Source organism: Dactylosporangium sp. NPDC049525, assembly GCF_040676755.1.
Lineage (GTDB): Bacteria > Actinomycetota > Actinomycetes > Mycobacteriales > Micromonosporaceae > Dactylosporangium.
Map to the genome: position 1 here is coordinate 1 of NZ_JBFAPO010000091.1, position 24,205 is coordinate 24,205.

The 24,205-nt window shown below is 71.4% G+C and carries 18 protein-coding genes and 1 pseudogene; 16 read left to right on the forward strand and 3 right to left on the reverse strand.

The features are described 5' to 3' along the window. Window positions 1-150: 150 nt before the first annotated feature. Both AB0K00_RS53935 and AB0K00_RS53940 read left to right on the forward strand, forming a co-directional pair. On the forward strand, window positions 151-2,853 hold the full coding sequence (locus tag AB0K00_RS53935) for a type IV secretion system DNA-binding domain-containing protein (RefSeq protein WP_363538802.1): 2,703 nt from the start codon (window positions 151-153) through the stop codon (window positions 2,851-2,853). Window positions 2,854-3,235: 382 nt separating this feature from the next. Continuing rightward, entirely contained in the window at window positions 3,236-4,255 is a 1,020-nt protein-coding gene (locus AB0K00_RS53940) for a replication-relaxation family protein (protein ID WP_363538804.1), read from the forward strand. Window positions 4,256-4,389: 134 nt separating this feature from the next. On the opposite strand, the gene AB0K00_RS53945 is transcribed toward AB0K00_RS53940, so the two are convergent. Beyond that, complete coding sequence (locus AB0K00_RS53945) at window positions 4,390-5,538, reverse strand: GAF domain-containing protein (RefSeq protein WP_363538806.1); 1,149 nt, start codon at window positions 5,536-5,538, stop codon at window positions 4,390-4,392. A gap of 104 nt (window positions 5,539-5,642) precedes the next feature. After that, on the reverse strand, window positions 5,643-6,239 hold the full coding sequence (locus AB0K00_RS53950; RefSeq protein WP_363538808.1) for an adenylate kinase: 597 nt from the start codon (window positions 6,237-6,239) through the stop codon (window positions 5,643-5,645). A 235-nt stretch (window positions 6,240-6,474) separates the two neighbouring features. On the opposite strand from AB0K00_RS53950, the gene AB0K00_RS53955 reads away from it, so the two are divergent. Beyond that, window positions 6,475-9,381, forward strand: a complete 2,907-nt coding sequence (locus AB0K00_RS53955) for an AAA family ATPase (RefSeq protein WP_363538849.1) — start codon at window positions 6,475-6,477, stop codon at window positions 9,379-9,381. 129 nt (window positions 9,382-9,510) lie between these two features. Here AB0K00_RS53955 and AB0K00_RS53960 read toward each other — a convergent pair whose 3' ends face one another. Continuing rightward, entirely contained in the window at window positions 9,511-9,696 is a 186-nt protein-coding gene (locus AB0K00_RS53960) for a hypothetical protein (protein ID WP_363538810.1), read from the reverse strand. A 1,077-nt stretch (window positions 9,697-10,773) separates the two neighbouring features. On the opposite strand from AB0K00_RS53960, the gene AB0K00_RS53965 reads away from it, so the two are divergent. The 13 genes and pseudogenes from AB0K00_RS53965 (at window position 10,774) to AB0K00_RS54025 (ending at window position 24,036) form a co-directional block, all read left to right on the forward strand. Continuing rightward, window positions 10,774-11,448, forward strand: coding sequence for a hypothetical protein (locus AB0K00_RS53965; protein ID WP_363538812.1), 675 nt, complete (start codon window positions 10,774-10,776; stop codon window positions 11,446-11,448). 199 nt (window positions 11,449-11,647) lie between these two features. After that, window positions 11,648-13,210 carry a GGDEF domain-containing protein gene (locus AB0K00_RS53970; RefSeq protein WP_363538814.1) on the forward strand — a complete coding sequence of 521 codons (1,563 nt, stop codon included), beginning with the start codon at window positions 11,648-11,650 and terminating at the stop codon, window positions 13,208-13,210. 165 nt (window positions 13,211-13,375) lie between these two features. After that, the gene (locus AB0K00_RS53975) at window positions 13,376-13,813 is read left to right on the forward strand and encodes a hypothetical protein (RefSeq protein WP_363538816.1); all 438 of its coding nucleotides are present in this window, start codon (window positions 13,376-13,378) and stop codon (window positions 13,811-13,813) included. A 324-nt stretch (window positions 13,814-14,137) separates the two neighbouring features. Then, the gene (locus tag AB0K00_RS53980; protein ID WP_363538818.1) at window positions 14,138-15,355 is read left to right on the forward strand and encodes a DUF932 domain-containing protein; all 1,218 of its coding nucleotides are present in this window, start codon (window positions 14,138-14,140) and stop codon (window positions 15,353-15,355) included. A 434-nt stretch (window positions 15,356-15,789) separates the two neighbouring features. Then, window positions 15,790-16,134, forward strand: a complete 345-nt coding sequence (locus AB0K00_RS53985; RefSeq protein WP_363538820.1) for a hypothetical protein — start codon at window positions 15,790-15,792, stop codon at window positions 16,132-16,134. Next, on the forward strand, window positions 16,131-17,201 hold the full coding sequence (locus AB0K00_RS53990; protein WP_363538822.1) for a M23 family metallopeptidase: 1,071 nt from the start codon (window positions 16,131-16,133) through the stop codon (window positions 17,199-17,201). Before AB0K00_RS53985 ends, AB0K00_RS53990 begins: the two co-directional genes overlap by 4 nt. 195 nt (window positions 17,202-17,396) lie before the next feature. Further along, complete coding sequence (locus tag AB0K00_RS53995; protein WP_363538824.1) at window positions 17,397-18,395, forward strand: DNA-processing protein DprA; 999 nt, start codon at window positions 17,397-17,399, stop codon at window positions 18,393-18,395. A 705-nt stretch (window positions 18,396-19,100) separates the two neighbouring features. Continuing rightward, window positions 19,101-20,210: a DUF4192 domain-containing protein gene (locus AB0K00_RS54000; RefSeq protein WP_363538826.1), complete on the forward strand. Its 1,110-nt coding sequence runs from the start codon at window positions 19,101-19,103 to the stop codon at window positions 20,208-20,210. A 144-nt stretch (window positions 20,211-20,354) separates the two neighbouring features. Next, window positions 20,355-20,747 (forward strand): hypothetical protein, encoded by a 393-nt coding sequence (locus tag AB0K00_RS54005; protein WP_363538828.1) that lies wholly within the window; start codon window positions 20,355-20,357, stop codon window positions 20,745-20,747. A 226-nt stretch (window positions 20,748-20,973) separates the two neighbouring features. Then, window positions 20,974-21,600 (forward strand): annotated as a pseudogene (locus AB0K00_RS54010) (DNA-processing protein DprA); the annotation flags it as partial. Between the two features lie 70 nt (window positions 21,601-21,670). Continuing rightward, entirely contained in the window at window positions 21,671-21,916 is a 246-nt protein-coding gene (locus AB0K00_RS54015) for a hypothetical protein (protein WP_363538851.1), read from the forward strand. Between the two features lie 234 nt (window positions 21,917-22,150). Next, on the forward strand, window positions 22,151-23,275 hold the full coding sequence (locus AB0K00_RS54020; RefSeq protein ID WP_363538830.1) for a hypothetical protein: 1,125 nt from the start codon (window positions 22,151-22,153) through the stop codon (window positions 23,273-23,275). Continuing rightward, the gene (locus AB0K00_RS54025) at window positions 23,263-24,036 is read left to right on the forward strand and encodes a hypothetical protein (RefSeq protein WP_363538832.1); all 774 of its coding nucleotides are present in this window, start codon (window positions 23,263-23,265) and stop codon (window positions 24,034-24,036) included. Before AB0K00_RS54020 ends, AB0K00_RS54025 begins: the two co-directional genes overlap by 13 nt. Window positions 24,037-24,205: the final 169 nt, after the last annotated feature.

Sequence of the window (24,205 nt, forward strand, 5' to 3'; positions counted from 1 at the left end):
ATTCAACTAACAATAAATACAATTACTCCCACGCCACCCCCCCCCCCACCACACACCCAACACCCCCCACACCAGTCGTCGGGCGGCCGGGCCCCCCCCCCCCCCCCCCCCACGGCCCTTCCTTGCGTTCCTGCCGGAGAAGGGCAGCTCGTGTCCGCATACATCGTGTTCGAAGACTCCACTCCCCCGCCGCCACCAGCTCCGGCGCTGACCGGTCCGTCCGCGTGGCTGCTCGACACCGTCGCGGCCGTCACGTCGTGGACCGCGCAGCACCCCTGGTCCGCCGGCGCCGTAGCCGCCGCCGGCGGCCTGCTCGCCGCTGGCGGGTATCTCGGCCGGGCGGTGCTGACCCGCCGCCGGCAGCAGGCGATGGCCAGGCACGCCCAGGTCGTCGTCATCAGTCCCCCACCGGAGGTCGACCCGGCCGGCGCCGCCGTGTTCTGGACCACGATCGCCGAGGTCCTCCGCACCGGGTGGCAGCGTCGGCTGCGGCACGGCCGGCACCACATCGCCGTGGAGTACCGGTGGGGTGGCCGGGCCCTGACCATCGCCGTGTGGCTGCCCGGCAGCGTGCACGTCGGTCCGGTCCGGGCCGCGATCCTCGGTGCCTGGCCCGGCGCCGGTGTCACGGTCCTGGACGCGGACCCGCCGCTGCCGGCGGACGCCGCAGCGGTCGGGGGTGCGCTCACCCCGGCGATGCCCGCGTGGTTCCCGCTGCAGACCGACCACGACAACGACCCGCTGCGGACCCTGATCGCTGCCGCGTCGAATCTGCACACCGCGGAACGCGCCTGCGTGCAGATCCTCGCCCGTCCGGCCTCCGGCCGGCAGCTGCAGCGCCTGCGCGCCGGGGTCCAGGCACTGCGGTCCGGGACGCCGGCGCCCGGCGGCGTGCTGGACCCGGAACGGTGGATGCGTGCCGGGCTAGACCTGCTCCTCGAGGTCCTCGTGGTCCTCAGTCCTGGCCGTGGCCGGGCCGGTCGCAGCTCGGGCCGGCCCGGGCCGGTGACGGGCGGTGACCCGCAGCGGGACCGGGACGTGCGTGCCGCGGTCGACAAGTTGACCGGCCCGCAGTGGGAGGTCGCGGTCCGCTACGGCGTCGCCCGCACCCACCGCGCCGGCGGCCGCGCCGACGCTCGCATCGGTGGGCGTGGCGACGGGCGCGGCGGTGGGCGTGGCCGCAGTCGTGGCGGGGACGCGGCCGGGATGCTGCCGCGGCTGGCCGCCGTCGCCGACGGTGTCGTCGCCGCGTTCGGTGTCTACACCGGCCGGAACCGGCTGCGGCGGCTCGCGTTGCCGCAGCCGGCGGCGGTCCTGGCCGCGCGGGTGCTGCGGCGCGGGTTCCTGCTGTCCACCACGGAGCTCGCCGCGATTGCCGCGCTGCCGTACGACATCGCCGTACCCGGCCTGGACCGGGCCCGCGCCACACCACGGCCGGCACCGGTGAGCGTGCCGTCCGGTGGCCGCGGCACGAAGATGCTCGGTAAGGCCGACGTCGGTGGGCACGCCGTCGCCGTCAACGTCGCCGACAGCCGGCAACACCTGCATGTGCTCGGGTCGACCGGCTCCGGGAAGAGCACGCTGCTGCTCAACATGATCCTTGATGACATCCACGCCCGGCGCGGCACGATCGTCATCGATCCTAAAGGTGACCTCGTCATCGACCTGCTCGATCGGATTCCGGCCAGGTTCGCCGACCGGCTCGTCATCATCGACCCGGACCAGCCGTCGGGCACGATCCTGAACCCTCTTGCCGGCGACGACCACGACCTGGTCGTGGACAACATCGTCAGCATCTTCGGCCGGATCTTCGCCAAACACTGGGGGCCGCGGATCGACGACACGCTGCGGGTCGCGTGCCTGACCCTGATGCGCAAGGCGAACGCCACGTTGACGTTGATCCCGCCGCTGTTGAACGACCGGCAGTTCCGGCATGCGTTCACCCAGGACCTGGATGACCCTGAAGGGCTGCGCGGCTACTGGGAGTGGTTCGAGTCGACGCCGCCGCCGTTGCGGGCGCAGGTGATCGGTCCGGTGCTGTCCCGGCTGCGGGCGTTCCTGCTGCGGGACTTCGTGCGTCGCACGCTCGGCGCGCCGCAGTCCACCTTCGACATGCGGCGGGTCCTGGACGGCGGGATCCTCCTGGCACGGTTGCCGAAAGGGCAGATCGGTGAGGAGACAGCCCGGCTGATGGGCTCGTTCATCGTCGCGTCGGCGTGGCAGGCGGCGACCGGTCGGGTCCGGCTGCCGGAGCAGCAACGCCGTGACGCCGCCGCGTACATCGACGAGGCGCACAACTTCTTGAACCTGCCCGGCAGCGTCGGGGACATGCTCGCCGAGGCCCGCGGCTACCACTTCGGGCTCGTCCTGGCTCATCAGAACCTGACCCAGATGCCCCGCGACACTCAATTGGCGATCTCTGCGAACGCCCGCAACAAGATCTTCTTCAGTTGCGCGCCGGAGGACGCGCATCAGCTGGCCCGGCACACCCTGCCGGAACTCAACGAGCATGACCTGTCGCACATGGATGCCTACCGGGCCGCGTGCCGGCTCGTCGTCGACGGCCGGGAAACCGCCGCGTTCACGCTCCGGACCAACCCGGCCCGCGCCGTCGTCGGTGAAGCCACCGCGGTGCGGCAGGTCGCCGCCGCGGCCGTCGGCACGCACCAACGCACCCTCGACGGTGGGAGCCGGCGGCACCGGGGACAGTCACCGGCCGACCGTGACACCAGCAACTCCAGCAACTCCAGCAACTCCAGCAAGTCCGCTGGTCGGGCCGGTATCGCGCAGCTGGCCGGTGTCGGCGCGCACGACGAGCCCGTGCCGCAGGAACACGACCGCCCGAGCACCTGACCACAGCAGCCACGGCCAAGGGCCCTTGACAACTGGACGCCCGACGTCCGGGCCGGTCGTCGAGCCCCGGCCGCCGTCCCCGACCGGCCGGATCACGTCTCTGCTGACGACGCAGCGCCGCCGGCGCGCCGCTGATCCGGTGCCCGTAGGGCCTCGGACGGCTGATCGACGCCCCTGGTCGACGCCCCTGGTCGACGCCCCCGGTCGACTCCCCGGTCTGTTGGCCGGTCAAACCCCCGGCACAGGGCCGGCAGGGTACTGCCGGCCCACTGCCGCCCTCAGCCAACCAACACCGCAGGTAGGAGCCATCATGTCCGCACGCCCCGAAACCCGACACCCCTCCCAAGGGGACAGGTCCAGACGGGGAAGCACGGATACCACCGTGCCACCCTCCACCGGACCCACCAGACCCACCAGACCCACCAGATCCACCGGACCCACCGAACCGACTGGGCAGGCTGGACCCGTTGGGAAGGGTGGACGTTCCCGCAGCGCCCGTCCCGCCCCCACCGCGCTGATCGACATCTCACATCGGCTGCGGCCACGCGACTACACGATCGCCGCGCTGCTGGACGAACACACCACCCTCACCACCGACCAGATCACCACGGTCTTGTTCACCAGCATCACCACCTGCCAGCACCGCCTCAACGACCTGCGCGGCATACGGTTCATCGACCGGTTCCTGCGCAACCGACCGGGGCAACCGAACCCGGCCTGCTGGGTTCCCGGCATGCTGTCAGCGCGGTACGCCGCACTCGCCCGCGACGAACACCCACCCAACCACCGGCAGCTGCAGGACCGGCAGGACCGCATCTGCGCCAGCCCCACCCTGCTGCACCTGCTGGCCGTCAACGACTTCTTCATCACGCTGCTCAGCCACGCCCGCCAGCACCCGAACACCGGGCTGCGCCGGTGGTGGTCGGAGCGCAGGACCGCGGCAGCGTTCGGGCAGCGGATCCATCCAGACGGGCACGGCGTGTGGGCCGACGGCGACGCCGAGACGGGGTTCTTCCTCGAGCTGGACCGCGGCACCGAACCGGTCGGCCGGCTGATCGACAAACTCGCCGCGCAGCGCCGGCTGCGAGCCGCCGGCGGCCCCGCGTACCCGGTGCTGTTCGTGCTGCCGACACGGGCCCGGGAACAGCACCTGCATCACCGGCTCGCCGACCAGCCTGAGCCGACACTGGTCGTCGCGACCACGTCACCGGAGGCCGCCCGTGATCCAGGTCGGCTGCGTGGCCTGCACGGCCCGGCCGGGCCGGTGTGGCGGGTCGCCGGCAACGGCCGGCACCGGCTGCGTCTGGCCGACCTACCCGGCGAGCACGGCGAACCCGGCCCGCTCAACCCGGCGGCGCCACAGCCGCTCGACGATCCGTTGCGGCTGCTCGACCCGCCGTGACCGTCATCGGCGAGGAAGCCCTTGGGCCGCTCCCGGGCCGAGTGCACTGACCCGCTCCCTCCCTCATTCCCAGGTGAGCGAGAACGGCATACCGCCGGTCCCGTCAGCTGGCGCAGGTCACATGTTCAAGATGCTCAAAGCGGCAGGTGTACCTGCAGATGGGTGCCCTGGCCGGCAGGGCTGTTGATCGTGAAAGATCCGCCCATCGCGTCGACCCGGTCGGTCAGCCCGACGAGGCCGGAGCCACGTGCCGGGTCGGCGCCGCCGGCGCCGTCGTCCGCGACGGACAGGTGCAGCCAGCCGTCCCGGACCGCCGCGTCGATGTGGACGCGCGAGGCGTGCGCATGCTTGGCTGCGTTGGCCAACGACTCGGACACGATGTAGTAGGCCGCTACCTCGGCCGGTTCGGGAAGCCGGCCCGCGAGGTGCGCGTTGAGCTCGACCGGGATGGGGGAACGCCGGATGAGCCCGTTGAGCGCGGGCTGCAGCCCGACGTCGGACAGGATCGCCGGGTACAAGCCGCGCGAGATGTCCCGCAGGTCGTCCAGCACGCCGGTCAGCTCCTGCTTCACCGTGGCCAGCAACTGCCGCAGTTGCGGCATCTCGGCCGGAATGTTCACCTGGGCATTTCCCACTTCGAGGATGAGCGCGACGAGCTGCTGCTGGACGCCGTCGTGCAGGTTGCGTTCGATGCGCCGCCGGGCCTGGTCGGCGACGGCTGCCTCCCGTGCCCGGGAGGCAGCCAGATCAGCGCGGGCCTGAGCGTTGGCGATGACGGCGGCGATCAGCTCGGTGGAGTACGCAAGACGCACCTCGGCGTCCGGGGCCAGCGGCTCGTCCCGTGACATGGAGGCGGTCACGACGCCCCAGACGCGTCCCTCGACAACGATCGGGGCGCCGACCGTCGAACGGATGCCCTGCTCGCGCAGGAGCGCGGCGAGCGGGCCTGGAGCGTCCGCGTAGCTGTCCATCCGAGCGGAGCGGCCGGTGCGCGACACCAGAGCCGTCACGCTGCGGCCCTCCAGTGACACGTTCGCGCCGACCGGGATCACCGCGCCGGACCGGCCCCAGCCCGCTACCACGGTCGCGGTGCCGTCGGACTCGTAGCGGACGATGCTCGCCCCGTCGGCGCCGGCGAGCTGTCCCAATTCGGTGGCGACGGCGTCGAAGACCTCGGCCTGGGGAGCACCTCGTCCGACGAGCATGGCGACGCGCCGCAACGCGGCCTGCGCCGCAACGAATCGGGTGAGGTCGTTGGCGTTGCGCTGCGGCGAGGATGTCATGGCGTTCAATCTGTCGTGGCCGCCCGCACGCAGTCCTGTGCCGGCGGGCGGCCCGGGTACGCGGTCAGAGGACCGCATCGGACAACGTGCATCGAGGCGGCGCGCTATTCGCAGACGTCGCCGACGAGTGGGCGCCTCGCGTCGAGCGCGGCGAGAATGTCCCGGCTCACCTGCTCGGCCGGGCGCATCGCGTCCACCGAGACGAGGATGCCGCGCTGCGCATACCAGGCCACGATCGGGTGGGTCATCCGGTGGTACACCTTCAGCCGCTTCCGGATGACCTTTTCGGTGTCGTCGGAGCGGTGCTCGAGATCCGCGCGGGCCAGCAGGCGCCGCATCAGTTCGTGATCGTCGGCCCGCAGGTGCAGCGCGACGTCCGCGAGCATCCCGAGCTCGCGAGCGATCGCGTATCCCGCCCGTGCCTGGTCCATGGTGCGAGGCACCCCGTCGAGCACGTAGCCGCCACTGCCCGCCTTGGCGTCGAGGAACGCCATGCGGACGACGTCCATCATGACGTCGTCCGGTACCAGCTCGCCGCGATCGAGGTGTCCCTCAATGGAGCGGCCGAGGTCGGTGCGCCGGGCCACGTGGTCGCGCAGCAGCTCACCCGTCGCAACGTGCGGGATCCCGAAATGAGCCGCGATCAGGCCACCTTGCGTTCCCTTGCCCGCGCCCGGCGGGGCGATCATGACGACACGCATGCTTCGTCTCCTCGTATCGACTCGGTTCCTCAGTCGATGGTGTGACGGCGGTCAGTCGCCGGCACGTGTCAGATGACTGCATCGAACCGGCATGCGGCGAGTCACAGCCCACAGCTACTCAGCGTGACTTAGCACAGGATGCATCGCGGCCCGGCCCGAGGGCGCGGGCTACGCTGGACTGGGCGTCGGCGGAACGCATAGTCCGCTGCTCATGGATGCCATGGCTGGCAGAAGTATGGAGATTCTCCCGGTGGCCGATGCGAAATCCTCCTCGTCAATCCGTCCGAATGTTTCCGGCGAACGACATCAAAGCAGACAACCAGGACCATCACTGCCAGTAGTTGAGCTGCTGGGGCGCACGGAGGAGCTGGAACTGATCGACGCGTCGCTCAGCGGCCGCAGCCGGGTCGAAGCCGGCCTGTTGCTGCATGGCGACCCGGGGATCGGAAAGTCCGCGTTGCTGGACGTCGCGGCGGCGCGGGCAGAGACAGCCGGAATGCGGGTACTGCGCGCATCCGGGGTGGAGTTCGAGGCCGGGATCGGCCTGTCGGTGGTGCATCAACTGATCTACCCGATCCGGGCGCGGATCGATCGGCTCCCAGCCGGCCATGGCGACGTCCTGCGACAGGTCCTCGATCTGCCGCAGCGCACTGCCCTTGATCCTGTGCTCGTCTCCACAGCGGTGCTTGCCCTGCTGGGCGAGGTCGCCGCAGGGCGCCCGCTGCTGCTGGTGGTCGACGACGTGCAGTGGATCGACCGGGGCAGCGCGACCGTACTCGGGTTCGCCGCCCGGCGGATCGGCACCGACCCGATCATGCTGCTGGCCGCCGCCCGCAGCGGCGCCTCCAGCCTCCTGCACCAGGTCGGGCTCCCCGAGCGGGAGATCGGGCCGCTGGCCGACCAACCCGCGGCCGCGCTGCTAGACGCGTGGCACCCGGGCCTCGCGCCGGCGTCCCGGCGCCGCCTGGTGGCCGAGGCCGCCGGCAACCCGTTCGCACTGCGGGAGCTACCCACGGCGCTGACCGACGCTCAACGATCCGGCCAGGAACCGCTGCCTACATTCCTGCCGCTCTCCCGCCGGCTGGAGGCGGTCTTCGCCGCCGGGGCACCGGCCCTGCCCGCACCGACCCGGCAGCTGCTCCTGCTGGCCGCGCTGGACGCCGATGCCGGCCCAGGCACGATCCGGGCGGCCCTGCAGTCCACTGCACCAAATCCCGCGGAAGTCGGTGACCTCGCCCCAGCGCGACGGGCCGGCCTCGTCCACGCCGACGCACGCCCCGGCCGCATGTCGTTTCGCCATCCGCTGATCCGCTCGGCGATCGTGCAGGCGACACCGCCGGATGAACGCCGATCGGCGCACCTGGCATTGGCCGCAGTACTGACCGACGACCCGGGGCGCCGGGCGTGGCATCTGGCCGAAGCCGCAACAGGACCGGACGAATCGGTGGCCCGTGCACTCGAGGACGCGGCCCTTTCCTCCCGGCTGGGCTGCAACGGGTCCGCGACGGTGACCCGGCTGGCGCGCGCCGCCGAACTCAGCCCGCAACCGGCCGACCGGTCCCGCAGACTCATCGAGGCCGCCTACCTCGCCAACACGACCGAACAGTTCGACCAGGTGACCCGCCTGCTGACCGACGCCAAACAGGCAGGCGACGACGCCGGGCAGACGCAGGACACGCGGACCGGATCGGCCTTCGCCGCCGCAACGGCGACCTACCTCATGCACGGCGAGGGCGACGTCGATGCCGCACACCGGCTCCTGGCCCAGGCGCTCGACGACGCGGACACGGCCGAGACCGGCAGCGGCTGGGTCAACGCCATGCTGAACGCGCTGCTATTCGTCTGCGTCTACGCCGATCAGCCAGAGCCGTGGCAGCACCTCGGGCGCGCGCTGGCCCGGTTCAGTTCGGAGGGGACCACGCACCTGCGACTGTGCTACGACGCGCTCACGGACCCCGGCCGCGTCACACACTCGGTGCGCAAGAGACTCGCCGACGCTCTGGTCGCCCTGCCCGCCGACCCGCCACCCTGGCAGCTCGTCCCCATGGCCTATGCGGCTCTGGTGCTGGACATGCTGGCGCCACACCGTCAGCTACTGCGGCGCATGATCGAACGAGAACGCGACAGCGGCGGAACCGGCCTGGTCATTTCCGGATTGCTGCTGCTCAGCGGCGACTCCTACAACCACGGACATTGGGTCGAGGCCGAGCACCTGGCACAGCAGGGACTGGACCTGGCCACCACCCACGGCTACCACCTTCTTGCCGGTCAGCTGCGCGGCCACCTTGCCATCATCGCGGCCCTCCGCGGAGACGCGGATCTCGCCCGCACCCTCAGCGACGAGATCACGACGTGGGCGGCCCCGCGCCGTGTCGGCACGATGCAGACGTTCGCCCGATACGCTCGAGCCTTCGCGGCCATGGGCGAGGGCGACTACGAGGCTGCCTACGTCCAATCGTCACAGCTCAACTCACATGGCAGGACCAACCCCGGCCTCGCCAGCTCCTGGATGGTGCTGGACCTCGTCGCGGCAGCCGTCCGGACCGGACACAGCGACGAGGCCCGCGCTTGGGTCGCTGCCGCCCAGCAGGCGGGCGAAGACCGCATCTCTGCCAGGACGGCCCTCATCACCGCCGGCGCGGCAGCCCTGGCCGCCCCCGACGAGGACGCCGGCGGACTCTTCGAGGCCGCCCTGTCGCTGCCCGAGACCGACCGCCAGCCGTTTGAACAGGCCCGGATCCACCTCGCCTACGGCGAATGGCTGCGCCGCACCCGCGACACCACGCAGGCCCGCCTCCACCTGCGCGCAGCCCTGGAAACCCTGGACCGGCTAGGCGCCCGGCCATGGGCACAGCGCGCCCGCGACGAGCTGCGTGCCACCGGGATCCCGACCACCGCCCGACCCGACGCCCGCGGCGCCGCACTGACCACTCAGGAACGGCAGATCGCCACGCTGGCCGCCACCGGGCTGACCAACAAGCAGATCGGCCAGCGACTGTTCCTGTCCCACCGCACCGTGAGCGCCCACCTGCACCGGCTGTTCCCGAAGCTGGGCGTCACCACACGCGCGGCCCTCCGCGACGCGCTGGAAACGATCACATCCGACGCCGACGGGCATGCCCCACGGTCACAGCGCCCGTAGGCGCACCGAAACGACTGTTCGTGGAAGAGCGCAGCCGCCTGCCACGCCGTCTGATGTACCTGCGCGCTGCGCGCGAGGCCCGGCTGCTGGGGCGGGATCGATGCTCCGGGCGAACGGCGCGCTCACAGCTCACCTCGCGGCAGCAGCCAGGACAACTCGGTCGAACGTCAGGTGGGTCTCGTCCAGCAGGTCGGTCAGCACGTCCCGCGGCTCCCGCTCGCCAAACTGCACCAGCTCAACGCCGCCCACAGGTTCGTCCTCAAGCTTCGCGAACCCGACCAGCGCGCCGGTCAAGCGCTTCCGCTGGTGCTCCACAGGTCAACCCCACGTCGCGGGCTGCCGGCCACCCACGCCCCCGCTAACCGCGGCCACCTCCGGCGGCCTGGATGAACGGACCGTACCGACACGGGCACTGGCACGGGCACGGGCGCTATGACTGCGTACCACGCCGCTGGCGCCGGGCAGCGGCGTCGCTCGCACCGCCGGCCAGCAGGTCTCACAGGCCGATGCCGGTTGTCGAGGCCGGCAGAGATCGGGCGCAGCACACCTGACACCCAGGGTCGTGCGCGCACCGTACGTATGCCGACCGACGGTCAGCCGTCACCGACTGACGACTGACAACCCGGCTCGACTGGACGTCGGCCTACCCAGCGGTTCTGGACGCGATGGCGCACCGACCTCGGGATGTGACCCAGTGCCCCGACAGACGGTGCCATCTATCGCGCACAAGTGCCATCTATCGCGCAACGTCTCACATGACCGCCAACACCATTGGCCGTCGGCCAACGATCGCGCTCATCCGCGCCATCTATCCCGCTCAGTCACACTGTTCGATCCGCCGTGACCGTCATCGCTGAGACCGAGGCGTCGGCCGAACCGGATCCCGCGGTCGGCGGAGGCGACCGGACCTCCACCGTCGTGCAACAGCCGCTGACAGCAACCCAACGACCCCAACAGTGTCCATGGGCTCGGCCGGACCGCGGCGGTCATGGCACCCAACAGGCCAGATCAGCCGGGTGTCGATAGCAGTGACGGCGCTGGATCGGCGGTTGGTGCGCTGTTGGGTTGGCTGGCTACGGTCAGGGCTCACATTCGTGAATCCTTGGTTTGCTCCACCCTCGGGCTTGTCGCCCACGACCCGCGGTTGCACCGCCCACCCGCCTCCTGGCCGGTCGGCCTGCCCCGCCCGTCGGCGCCCAGCCCACCCGCTCCACCATCGCGCACCATCGCGCTTCAGACACACCCGGCGTCCGTTGCGGCGTCCGCACAGCCGTGCCCTGTTCGCTGGGCCGTCACTGTCCCTGTCGCTGTCGGCGACCCACCGCATGTCGCCTCCGCCACGGAGGCCCCTGCCGCGACCGCGGCCAACCAAACCCACTGGAGGTATCCACCATGCCCGACGCCGCGTACGCACTGACCGTCGTCTGCCTGCCCAACGACACCCCAGCACAGGACCTCACCCGGCACGCCGTCGCCCGCCTCGCCGCCGCCACCGGGCAACGGTGGACCGGCGCACCGGCGGCGCACTTCACGATCAGCACCCGGCTGCGGCGCGGGAAGCTCGTCCAGCCCTGGCAGGACACCGCCGCGGGCGGCCCGGTCAAGCTGCTCGCCCTCGACGCGATGCGCGTCGCCGCACGCAACCGGTTCTGGTACCGGTGGACGATCTGGAGCCAGGTCGTGGCAGGCACCCCGACCGCCCAGCCGTTCTGGACGTTCTGGAGCCGTCACCTCACCAACCCGGGCAAGTACCCCCTCGGCACGGCGCAGCAGCAGTACCTCGCCCAGCCGCGGATCACGGCGATGCGGACGTACAACGCCCTACCCAACAAGGTCATCGACCTGCCGACCGGGCATCTGGAGGCCTTCCAGGCCGGCGGGCACACCTATGCCCACCTCGGGTGGCTGACCGCCGTGCCCGGCACCGCGTTCGTCGGCGTCGACGGCACGTACCTGGATGCGTCCAGTGACCTGCTCGCCGACCGGCTGACCTACCTGCACGCCAGCAACCGTCGCATCGCGCAGTTGCGCAACGGCGACTACCTGGTGGCGTTGCTCGCCCACTGAACTGCCCGTTGCGCAACCGATCGACCGCAGGCGGACCGGAACGTTTCCGGTCCGCCTGTTCGCGGTTGCGGCCGCATGCCACGCATGCCGGTCCGACGACCGCGTCACCGGATCCGGTCACAGCCCGATCCGGCCATCCATTGCAGTCTTCCGACCCCATGATCCGGCCGTTGCGGGCCGGACGTGAAAGGAGTCCACGATGCCACACCTGCATCTGCTCGGCCGCACGTTGCGGCGACCGCTGCCGAGTCTGGCACTGGTCGTCTACGTCGTGGTGATGGTCGCCCTGAACGCCGGCCCGGTGACGCTGCCAGCGGTCGTCGGCGGCGCCGGCGCGGTGCTGCTCACGACCATGCTCATCGTCACGGAATCCCGCCTGGTCGAGACCTGCGACGAGGTGGAGGACCTGTGCCGGGTCATCGGTGAGCTCCGCACGGAACTCATCACTTCCTACACCGACCCGGTCACCGGCCTGCCCCTGCGCAGGGTCGCAGAACGCCGGCTCGCCGAGGCCCACAACGCCGGCGAAGCGGTCACTGTCGCGTTGATCGACATCGACGACATGCACGGCGTCAACGACGTCCACGGCCATCGCGGCGGCGACATCTACCTCGCCCACGTCGCCTGGCTCCTCGCCGACGTCGCCGACAGCAGCCCCACGACCGGCAGCACCGGCGTCGCCGACACCGTGGCCAGGCTCGGCGGGGACGAGTTCATCCTGATCAGTACCCGTCCACCGCACGCCGTGGCCGTTGCGCTCACCGCACTACTGTCCGACGCGGTTACGTACGGCGAGGATGTGGTTGCCGTCCGGTTCAGTGCCGGTGTCCACCGCACCGACGGTGCTGGCGGCGGCGAACCGCACTCGGTGCTCGGCTGCGCGGACCTGGCGATGTACACGGCGAAGCGGCACGGCGGCGGTGTCGTGGTGTATGACGCCGGCCGCGACGGCATGCCATCGGCGGACGCTGCGCGGTACCGGTCTCGGCACCGGTCGTCGGCACCGCCCACCGGCCCGACAGCACCGGCACCAACACCGGCACTGGCGGATCCCGCGGTGTCGCTGACGGCGCAGGCCGTTGCCACGTCGGGCCGGCACACCCTCGCCACCGCCACAGGTGCGCAGTCCAGTGAGGAGTCCGGCGAGGAGTCCGGCGAGGACGCCCGCGCGGCCGCGCCGACCGTCGCGTCCACCGACCCGGCGGCAGCCACCGGCCGGCCGGACGCTCCTTCGTGCTGGCAGTGCGGCACACCCAGCCCGGTCGTACCCGGCGGCGTCCGCCGCTGCCAACACTGCGGTGCCGGGCTCGTCCTGGACGCCGACGGCTGGATCAGCCCCGCCGAGGAGCTGTACCGGCGTCGAGCCGAGACGGACGCACGGCAAATCGCGGTGTCGGTCAGCCAGGTCGCCGAGGCGCTGCCCGCGCTCGCCGCGTCGGCGCCGGCGGGCTGGTCGGTCACGGCCGCCGTACCGGTCATCGACGGCGCGTTGCACAGCGTCGCCGTGCACCCGCCGGCCTGCAGCGTCGATGCCACCGCCTACCTCACCCCAGACACCGACCACCGCGACAGCACCGACGGCACCGGTCCATCCGCCGAGCCGGGGTGGTGGGTGCGGGTCCATAACCGGGGGCGGGGCATCGACTTCCCGCTCTACACCGACGGCGGTGCCCGGGCGGCCCGCTTCCGCACCGCCGCGGACGCGTGCAGGGCCGCGGTGCAGGCGCTGCGGATCGAGATCGCCGAGGCGCGATGGCCCTGACCGACATGCGCCGCAGGCCGACGTGCTGCCCGCCCCCTTCCACGTCGCCGCCGATACCAGCCGGCACGCCGGCTGCGGCGACTCGGCCTGCGATCCCGGCCTGCGATCCCGGCCGATGCACGGCCGGTCTGTCTTCGCCCCTTTCCCCGTTGAGGAGCTTCATCCATGACGACGTACCTGTTCACGGCGGGCACCGCGCCGCTGGCGGCCAGCGCTGGGCCGGCGATGCTGCGGGTGGATCAGCCGGTACACGTCAACGTCCGCGCGGCATGGTTCGCAGCGACGGTCACCTCCGTCGCCCGCACCCGGGTCGGTGTGACGTTCCACCCCACGCCCGGGATGCCGCTGGGCGGTGTGGTGGCGCCGTGGGCGGTCCGCGCGGCGGCCGGCATCCGGTTGCGGCCGGTCCGGCAGTTGCGTGCCGGCGACGAGGTCGTCGCCGGCGACGGTGCGGTACACCTTGTCGCCGCGGCGTGGCCGGGCCGTGGCGGCTGGTGGATCGTCGGATACGACGGCGGGCAGCGCAGCGCGGTGCCGGGCAACGCGGTGCTGCGGCTCGTCGAACCGACGCCGACGGTCACCTGCAACGGCGTCGCGATCTGACCGTTGACGATCGCCCTTGCCGGTCTGCATGACCGGGAAGGCCCGGGCGGTGACGTTCACCTGCCGGCTGCGCAGGCACGTCCGGCACATTTGCGCCCCCCACCGGTCCGATGCCGATGCCGATGACACCTGACCGGCTCACCCCATAGCGATCAACTCCGGTGTGGATCGGCTCGGCCGACGACCACGGCATCGCCACGGAACTGGCCCTGCCACAGGCTGGCCCATCCACACACTCCACGCCCAACGGCGTACCGGTGCAGCACCACACCCGGGACGCCAGCAGGGCGCCCGGGTCTCGTATACCCGGAAGGAGCACCACCAATGTCCAGCACGGCACAACCCGTCGACGTCAACGCGGCGTTCGCCGCCGAACGCGCCGAGCAGATCCAGGCCGCCGGCGCCAGGCAGGCCGACGTCGACGCCCGCGTCGCCGCCGGCAAACTCATCCCCCTCGGCAACGGCAGGTTCCAGGTCAACGACCCCGACAGCTGGGACAACGGCGAAACCCTGCTCCAGCAAGGCGGGCTCGTCCTGCCGCAGCACGGTCTGGACACCAGCCGCGGTCAGGTCGCCCTCTACAGCAGCGTTCCCGCCTGGCACCAGCTCGGCAACGTCGTGCCCGGCGGCACCAGCAACGTCGAGATGGTCCTCGAGCTCGGCGGCATCGACTTCGAGGTGGCGCGCCGCCCGGTCGAGTACCGCAACACCTTCGACGGCCCGAATCGGGTCCTGCCGGAGCAGTTCGTCACCGTCCGCGACGACACCGGCGCCGGACTCGGCGTCGTGGGCAGCAAGTACGAGGTCCTGCAGAACCGGGACGCGTTCGCGTTCCTGCAGGATCTCGTCGACCTGCACGACGTGGTCTGGGAGTCCGCCGGCGCGGTCCGCGACGGGCGGAAGGTCTTCGTCTGCATGCGCCTGCCCAACACCGTCACCATCGACGCGGCCGGTGTCGCTGACCAGATCATCCCGTTCATCGTGGCGCTCAACAGCCACGACGGGTCCAGCCTGTTCCAGGTGGTCGTCACCCCATGGCGGCCCGTGTGCCGCAACACCGAACGGTTCGCGGTCCGCGACGCGCATACCCGCTGGGGTGTGCGACACACCCGCAACGCCCTGGACCGGATCGAAGAGGCACGCCGCACACTCGGGCTGTCGGTGCAGTACTTCGACGAGTTCGCCGCGGAGGAGGAGGCCCTGGCTCGCACCGAGGTGACGTTGGCGGAGTTCCGGCATGTGGTCGACGACCTCTGGCAGCCGCCAGCCGACGACGCGTCCACCCGCAGCAGGAACATCCACCGGCGGCGGGTCGATGAGCTCGTCGACCTGTACACCGCGAACACCGCACAGCTGGGGCGCACGGCCTACGCCGCCGAACGCGCGGTCACCGAATACACCGACTGGCGGCAGACGGTCCGCCCGACCGGGTCGCTGCGCGGCAACAACCTCGCAGCCCGCGCCACCGCCGTGTTGGAAGGCGGCAACGACGAGGTGAAGAGCCGCGCCCACCGGCGGCTGCTGACCCTGGTCCGTCGCTGAGCAGCACCGTGCGGACGCCGTGCCGGGCTGCCGACGCCGGCAGCCCGCGCCGGGACCCGCACAACCGTCGCTGATCGCAGGCAGGAACACCGTCGTCCCGCGTCCACCACCGACATCCCGGGCACGGCACTGCAGCCGTGCCCGGGATCCGACCCGACCCCGATCATCCGTCGGTGATCGCTGCCGCGGCCGCCGCGTCGGTGCACATCGTGCAGCCGTGGTCGCGGACCTCCGCTGCCGGACGCCCCTCCACGCACCGACGGCCGGTCCTGCACTGCGCCGGTCGGTGCGTGGCACCGGTCGCTGCCCAGCCGATCCGATCCGCCTGGACGGGCGCCGACGGCGTCCGCGTGGACCAAATCCCTGCAGTCCCCGGTCGTGTCGACATGGCACGACCCTGCCCGTGCATGCTGCGCTGAAAGGAACCACCACACATGCTCAATCAGACGCGAGTGTCCGGCCGGATCACCATCACGCCGCCGGACCCGGTCCACCGCCGGTGCGCCGACGACGGCTGCGACGTCAGCTGCCGCGTTCTGGACCGCGCCGAGGCCGGCCGCTGGCAATGCTCGCCCGGCGGCGCCGACAACCGGCGGATCGTGGCCGCGGTCGCAGTCGTGGCCGGCGACACCTGCCTCGACAAGGCGACCGGCAGGCAGGCCGTGGAACAGGCCGTGGAACAGGCCGTGGAACAGGCCGAGGAACAGGCCGGGGCGACCGATCCCAGCGTCGCCACCGCCGGCGCAGACATTGCCGGCCTTGCCGTGGACGACGTATGACGAATCGGATCCTGTCCGTCCTGCTCGGTGTCGTGGTCGGGCTCGCATTGCTGTGTCTCGGTGGCCTCGCCGTCCTGGTCGGCGGCGTTGCCGGCTGCGGCGCCGATCCCGGCGCCGTTCCCGGCCGGTACAGCAGCGAGCAGGTGCATCACGTCCAGGTGATCGTGACGGTCGGCATGCAGCGGGGCGTGCCGGCCCGGGGGCAGGTCATCGCCGTCGCCACCGCGATGCAGGAATCCGGGTTGCGGAACCTCGGTGATCTCGGCGCCGACAACGATCACGACTCGCTCGGGTTGTTTCAGCAGCGCCCGAGCCAGGGCTGGGGCAGCCCGGCACAGCTGCTCGACCCGGTGTGGGCGGCGGGACGCTTCTATGATGCGCTGTTGCGCGTCGCCGGCTGGCAGGCGTTGCCGCTGACCGTTGCGGCGCAACGGGTGCAGCACAGCGCCTACCCGGATGCGTACGCAAAGTGGGAGCCGGCGGCGGCCGCGCTGGTCGCTGCCACGGCGCCGGCGTTGGCCGGGCAGCAGGGGGCTGGCGGCGACGATCGTTCGCCCACTGGTGCGCACAGCGATGTGGGGTGTGCGGCTGGAGGATGGCGGCGACCGGTGTCCGGTCGGATCGTGTCTGGGTTCCGCACCGCGGGCCGGGCGACGCATGACGGTGTCGACATCGGTGCCGGACGGGGCACACCAGTACACGCTGCGGCGGACGGGGTCGTCGTGACGGCGCGTTGCAACGCCCACCGACTCGACGGCAGCCCGTACTCGTGCGACGTCGACGGTGACCCGGTCACGGTCCGCGGCTGCGGCTGGTACGTCGACCTCGCGCACCACGACGGGTCCGTCACCCGCTACTGCCACCTGCTGCACCGGCCGGTGGTCGAGGCCGGGCAACCGGTCGTTGCCGGTCAGGTCCTCGGACTGGTCGGCAGCAGCGGGCATTCCTCCGGTCCGCATCTCCACCTTGAGGCGCACACCGGCAGACCGGCGACTGCCCGCAATGCCGTGGACCCGATCGGGTTTTTCGCTGCCCGCGGTGTCGACCTCACCGGAAGCGAGGGGTGACCCCGCCTCGTCCTAGCGCGTCCTGGCGCGTCCGAGGGCGGGCCGACGGTCAGTCCCGCTCCTGCGACGCGGCGACCGTCCGCTCGCCGCACCAGCTCGACCCCGGGCAGCAGGACCGGACGTGCACACGGTGCGCCGGCATTGCTGCACGGGCCCGACACCACACAACCACCTGACATCCCATGGAGGATAACCATGTCCACGGACCGCATCAGCTGGCTCGTCCTGGCAGCGCTGACGGAGCCGGGCGACCGAGCGCTCGGCGACCTCGTCCGCAGCATCGGCCCCGCCGAGGCACTCACCCGGATCGTCCACGACCGCCAGATCAGCCCGAAGCTTGCGCAGCAGGCACACACCCGCCTCGCCGCCCTCGGCCGGCCGAGGGGGCAGCAGTTCTCCGGCATCGCCGAGGACATGCTGGAGCACGCCGACCGGCTCGGCGCCCGGATCATCACCCCCGCCGACGAGGAATGGCCGTCATCCCTCGACGACCTCGCCGGCATCAGCACAGCCGGCCGCCCAGCGCTGCGTCTTACTGCTCCGCCGCTGTGCCTGTGGCTGCGCGGCCCGGTCCGGCTCGAGCAGGCCCTGCGGCGGTCCGTCTCGATCGTCGGCGCACGGGCCATGACCAGCTACGGGCAGTTCGTCGCGTCGGAGTTCGCGTTCGGGCTGGCGGACTTGGGGTGGACGGTGGTGTCCGGCGGCGCGCTCGGCGTCGACGTCACCGCGCACCGGGGTGCCCTCGCCGCCGGCGGGGTGACCTGTGCGGTGCTTGCCTGCGGCATCGAGCAGGTGTATCCGGTGTCCAACTCGGCGGTGTTCGAGCGCATCGCCGAGGAGGGGCTGCTGATGACCGAGTGGCCGCCGGGCACCCGCCCGCTCAAGGCCGGGTTCCTGAGCAGGGACAGGCTCGTCGCGGCGGCGACGAACGGCACGGTGATGGTCGAGGCCGGCGCGCGCAGCGGGGCACGCAACGCGCTCGGGTGCGCCCGCCTGCTGCACCGGCCGGCGATGGTGGTGCCCGGCCCGGTCACCTCGGCGATGTCGGTCGGCTGCCACGTCGAGCTGCGGCAGCCGGGCACCGTGCTCGTGACCCGTGTCGAGGAGATCATCGAGGAGATCGGCAGCGTTGGAGCGTCGGCGACGCCGATCCAGGACGCCGGGCGGCCCGAGGACACGCTCGACACGCTGTAGACGCGCATCCTCGACGCGGTCCGGCCGCACCCCCGATGCCCCCGGCGGAGGAGAACGCCGCCGGGGGCAGGTTGAGCGCGCGCCCCTCGCCGGCCTCGACGCCGCGCGGCACCGGGCATGCCGCACGGTCCGATACGGCCTACCGCCGGTCAACCGCGTGGTGATGCGCCTCGACGGTGCGGCGATGCATGGCTGCTACCGGTGGCCGACCAGCACCGCGGCCTCATGTCCGAACTGGCTCGTGCTCTGGTCGAGCTCCCGCTCGCGGCGCCACAGCATCACCGACGCCAAACCCTGGAACGACCAGAAGCCAGGGCGGCACGCAGCGCGGTCTGCGTCAGGAGCCCGGCGACCACGCTCGCCACCAGGACCGCGACCTATGCGCCCGTCTGCGCGGCGCGGGCGCGGCCGTGGCGGCATACGTGGCGTGCTGCGCAACGCCGTGCAGGTCTGGCGGCCGGTTCCCCTGCGGCCCACACCCACACCCAGTCCGGGCCGTCACCGACGGTCCAGCCACCGGCAGGCTGCCGCCCCTGCCGACGGTCGCCGTCGTCGATGACGTCGACGGCTGAGCACCAACCGGGCGGCACAGTCGCCCGCGAGCCGCGACGACCCCTACTGCACGGCTCCGGGCGGCCGGGTCGCCGTCATGGCCTCCACCACATCGAGCCGGGCCCATGTGCGCCCGGTCAGGAAGGACAGTGCATGAGCACACCGGACACCCCCAAGATGGTGCTGCGATCGGATGCCGATCTGCTGGCCGCCATCCCGTTCCTCGTCGGTTTCACTCCGACCGACAGCCTGGTCGTCCTGGCGATCAGCGGCAAGCGGCTCGTGCTCACCGCACGGGTCGACATTCCGCCGGCGGACCACGTGCCGGCGGCTGCGCTGGACGCGGCCAACCAGGTCGCCGCCCAGGTCGCTACGCATGCCGAATCGGCAATCGTGGTTGGGTTCGGCCAACACGATCGGGTCGCGCCGTACATGGACGCGGTGTTGGCCGCCATGCAGCTACGGCTGGTACCGGTGCGGCGGGCCCTACGGCTCACAGGCGACCGCATGTTCTGTCACCTCGACGACGGCTGTATGCCCTTGAGCGGCGTGCCGTTCGACCCGGATGCCAGCACCGCACCAGCCGCCGCCGTCCTCAACGGCCTCGTGGCATTGACCGACCGTGCAGCGCTCGTGCAGCAGCTCGCATCTGTGCAAGGCCAGCAACGCCAGGCGATGGACGAAGTGACCCGCCAAGCAATCGCCCGCCTTCGCCGCAGCGTCTCGGCGACCGACCGTGTTGGAACGCCGCCGGCGCACGCGGCCGCCGGACGGGTTGCGCCGTCGGTCAGCCACCGCGGTGCTGCAGCGGTGCAGGAGGCCTTCACGTTCGCCGCTGCAGGGAAACGGTTGCCCGACCCGCAGGCCGCCTGGATCACCGTGCTCCTGGCGATCCTGCCCGTGCGCGACTATGCGTGGGAGCGCACGGACGACAGCGACAGCCACGTCAAACTCTGGACGGATCTCACCCGCCGCGCCCGCCCGGATCTCGCGGCGGCCCCGGCGTGCCTGCTCGCCTACAGCGCGTTGCTTCGCGGCAACGGCGCGCTGGCCGACATTGCCGTGCACCGGGCGTTGGAAGCCGACCCCGGCTACTCGATGGCCCGGATCCTGCTCCACGCAGTCCGCAGCGGTGTGCCGCCGCACGTGTTCCGCAACGCCGTCACCGTCGCCGGGACGGACGCCAGCCCCAGCGGGGGCCAGGACCGGCTGGATCAGCCCACCACGGACGACACTGGTGAACCCGACGTCTGCGCCGACTGACACCGGCGGCCGCGCGTTGAGGCCAACCGACCACGACGCGACGAGCATGTGGCCAACATCCGGTGCGGCGGGGAGCGGTTGATCTGCGCGTTCCTGGTCGGGTCGCGTCCTGCCCGCGTTTGACGTGGGCGGCCTCACCGCGATGTGCGCCACCGGCAGCGCAACGCGAGCTGTACCACCGGTTCCACGAGTTCCACCAGCTCCGCCTGTTCGTACGGCCGACCCGACAACGACAACCCGGTCATCGCCCCGGACATCACCGACCTGCAGCGGCACACCGTGATCGTCACCTTTGCCGGTGGCCGCAAACGCGTCGTCGTGCAGATGTTCGGCCTGGCCGCCGGTGCGGAAGCGGCGTGGCGGACGTACCAGCCGACACTCGCCGACACTCGCCGGGCTCGCCGTGGATCGTGCCCTGCTCGACGACCCCGCAACCGGCTGGCGGCGCTGATCGACGTGATCCTCAGCCTTGACTTGCCGCCGGAGCTGGCGCAGCAGATGTCCACGCGCCGCCGGGCGTCTAGCGCCGGGCAGTAGCTCCCCCTGCATTGCCCGCACCCGCAGGTCCGGCGGTTGCGGTCTCACCTCGTGCCTCCGGGCAGGCTGGGGCCGCAACGGTCCCAGCCTGTCCGCCGCCACGAGGCGGGGATAGGAGGCCACACCTGATGGCCACGCACCACAACACCAGGCCGCCGTGATCGGCGGCACACCAACGACCGCACGCCGGCAGCGTCGTCTCGGGCACCGCTACGGCGGTGCGGCGATGACCGGCGAAGACGAGGTCCGTACCGCCCGGGCGAAGCTCAACTGGGTCTTCGGACCCGGCCGCCCACGCGTCACGCAAACGGTCGCCGAGCACGGTCCGGTGGCCGCGTTCGACCTCCTCACTATCGAGAAGCCAGCGGCAGAAGACCTGCGCCCGGAAATCCGCGACCGTCCCGGACGGGCATCGGCCGAGGCCGCGGACGCGGTCGCCGAGGCGCAGACATGGTGCCGGGTGGTGATCCCGGAGGACCCCGACTGGCCCACCGGAATCGCCGACATCGCCCGTGCTGGCGGGTACACCCCGGTCTGCCTGTGGGCGCTGGGCCCGGCGCCGCTGCCGCAACCGGCATCGACGGTGACCGTCACCGGCGCCTCAGCCGCCAGCGGCTACGGCATGTGGACCGCCGACGAGATCGCGACAGGTCTCACCGTCGCCGGCCGCACCGTCGTGTCCAGCGGCGGGCACGGCATCGACGTCGCCGTCCTGCGGGCCGCGGTCACCTGCGGCACCCCCATCGCGGTCCTGCCGTGCGGGCTGCAGCAGCTGTACCCGGCCGCCAGCATCGGCCTGTACGACCAGCTCGCAACGAGCGGACTGCTGCTGACCGTGTGGCCACCCGGACGCCCGGCCCAGCACACCACAGGTGTCGGCGAACCGGTCGCTGCTGGCCGCGGTCAGCGGCGGCACCGTCGTGGTGGAAGCCCCGGACCGCGGTGCAGCACTGAGCACGCTGCGACGGGCGATGCGGTACGACCGCGTCGGAATGGTGGTGCCCGGCCCCGTCACGTCCGCGGTGTCGGTGGGCTGCCATCAGGCTCTACGCACGGACCCGCAGGTGCGGGCCGTCACCAGCGCCACCAACATCCTCGACGATCTCGCGGCTACGGCGAGGCTCACGGATGCGGCCGACGCGGCGGCAACCGCTGCAGATCGAGGCTGACCTGATCACCGGCCGCCCGTGACGCGCTGACGGCGTGCCGCCGGGCCACGACCGGTCAACGTCCGCCCGATACCGCCTCGCCCGCGCCCACGTGCACCATCCCGGCCGGTCCCACGGACCGCCGGACCGCACATGTTCTGGCACTTCCCAGCCATTCGAATCCAACCGGCGGACAGGAGGTGCGAGGCACAGCACACCACCTCCTGCCGACCCATCCCGTCTGGAGGTGTGGCCTTGCCACGCATCGACGAACTCGACCCGCCACCGGCAGTCGAGTCCCACCAACCCGTTCCCGCCGACGGCAACACGAACACCGGACCGCGGCCCGCAACGACACCGGTCGACGTTGCGCAGCGATGCGACCGCTGCCACCGCGTCCTCAACGACGAGTCGTTGTGCACCGGCTGCACAAGCTGTGACCGCTGCGCCGACAGCATCCGCATCGTCGACACCACCGAGACGCTGACCGGGGAGACGGTCTGTCTCTCCTGCCGTGCCAGCTGGTACTGGCAGTGCGGCACTTGCGACGGGTGGAACCCGGACGGCCGCGACTGCGCCGATGGCTGCTGCGCACCGGTCGGCTGCGTGTGCGACGACTGCCTCGACCAGCTCGAACCTGACAGGGACACCCAGATCTACCAGTACAGCTTCAAACCCGCGCCCCAGTTCCACGGTGCCGGACCGCTGTTCCTCGGTCTGGAACTGGAACTCGAAACCCCGTACGGGGACCAGCGCTCCTGCGTCACACGCGCGAACCGGCGGCTCGGCAGGCTTGGCTACCTCAAGCGTGACGAGTCGATCAACTGCGGATTCGAGCTCGTCACCCACCCCATGGCCTACCAGTGGGCCATCGAACGTTTCCCGTGGACGCTGCTGACCGAGCTGCGGGAGCTCGGCTGCCGGGCCGAGGACAACGTCGGCATCCACGTTCACGTGTCCCGGGCGGGTTTCGACTCTCCGTGCCACGTGTACCGGTGGATGAAGCTCGTCTACCGCAACGAATCGCAGGTCACCACACTGGCCCGCCGATCGTCGCCGCGGTGGGCGGCATTCGACGACGACGACCGCCGAGCGGTGAAGGACTACGCGAAAGGCGCCTACGGCCGCCGGTACACGGCGATCAACACCAGCAATGTAGCCACCTTCGAACTGCGGGTGTTCGCCAGTTCCGTCGACCCCGGCGAGGTGCAGGCTGCGCTGGCCTTCGCGGCGGCGTCCGTCGAGTACACCCGCGACCTCACCGCACACGACATCCTGCGCGGCGGATGGTCGTGGGCGTCGTTCGCCGGCTGGGTCGCGGCCCAGCCGCAGTTCGCGCCGCTGACGCAGCAGCTGGAGGCACTGTCATGTGTCTCCTGACATACCTGCCGGCCGGCGTCCTGCCCGACACCGACGCGCTGCACAACGGAACCAGCACCAACCGCGACGGGCACGGCTTCGCGATCGTCGCCGGTGACCAGCTCGTCATCGAACGCGGCATGGACGGCGAACAGGTCATCGCCGCGTTCGAACGTGCCCGGCGCCGGCACCCTGACGGCCCCGCCCTGTTCCACTCCCGGTACGCCACCCACGGCGTAACGAATCTGGACAACTGCCATCCATTCGAGGTCGGCCGCGACGTGCGTACCGTCGTCGCGCATAACGGGATCCTGCCCGCATCGGTCCAGCCACGTCAGGGCGACCCACGCTCCGACACCCGCCTCGCCGCCGAGGTGTACCTGCCGCAGATCGGCGGCCTGCACCTGCGACAGACGCGGCTGCGGCTGGAGCGGTGGATGACACCGTTCAACAAGATGGTGCTGCTGACCGTCGACCGGCGGTTCAAGAAGCAGGGGTTCGTCCTCAACGAGGCGTCGGGCATCTGGGACGACGGAATCTGGTACTCCAACAACGACTACCGCCCCCTGCCAGTGCCGTCCTGGTTGACGACCGCACGGTGCCGCATCACCCCGCCGCAGTGGTTGGAGACCGTCGCAGGGCTGGAGCGCTGCCCGGACTGCGGCACGCCGGTCGACGTCGTCACCGACGTCGAATGCCTCTGCTGTGGCCGGTGTTTCGACTGCGATGAACGGCCGTCGGTCTGCGCCTGCTACACACCGCCGTCGCAGCGAATGCGGTAGCGGAAAGGTCCCCTGCCGGTCCGGCATTTCCGGTCGGCGACACCTGAACCCACGCTGCCGGGTCCGGTACCGCACCACTGTGCCGGACCCTGTCAACGGCGGATTAGAACTGGTTCTGGTTCTGGCCCTCTTTAGTTGATCGACAGGTGCCGCTGTGCGGTCGGGCGTG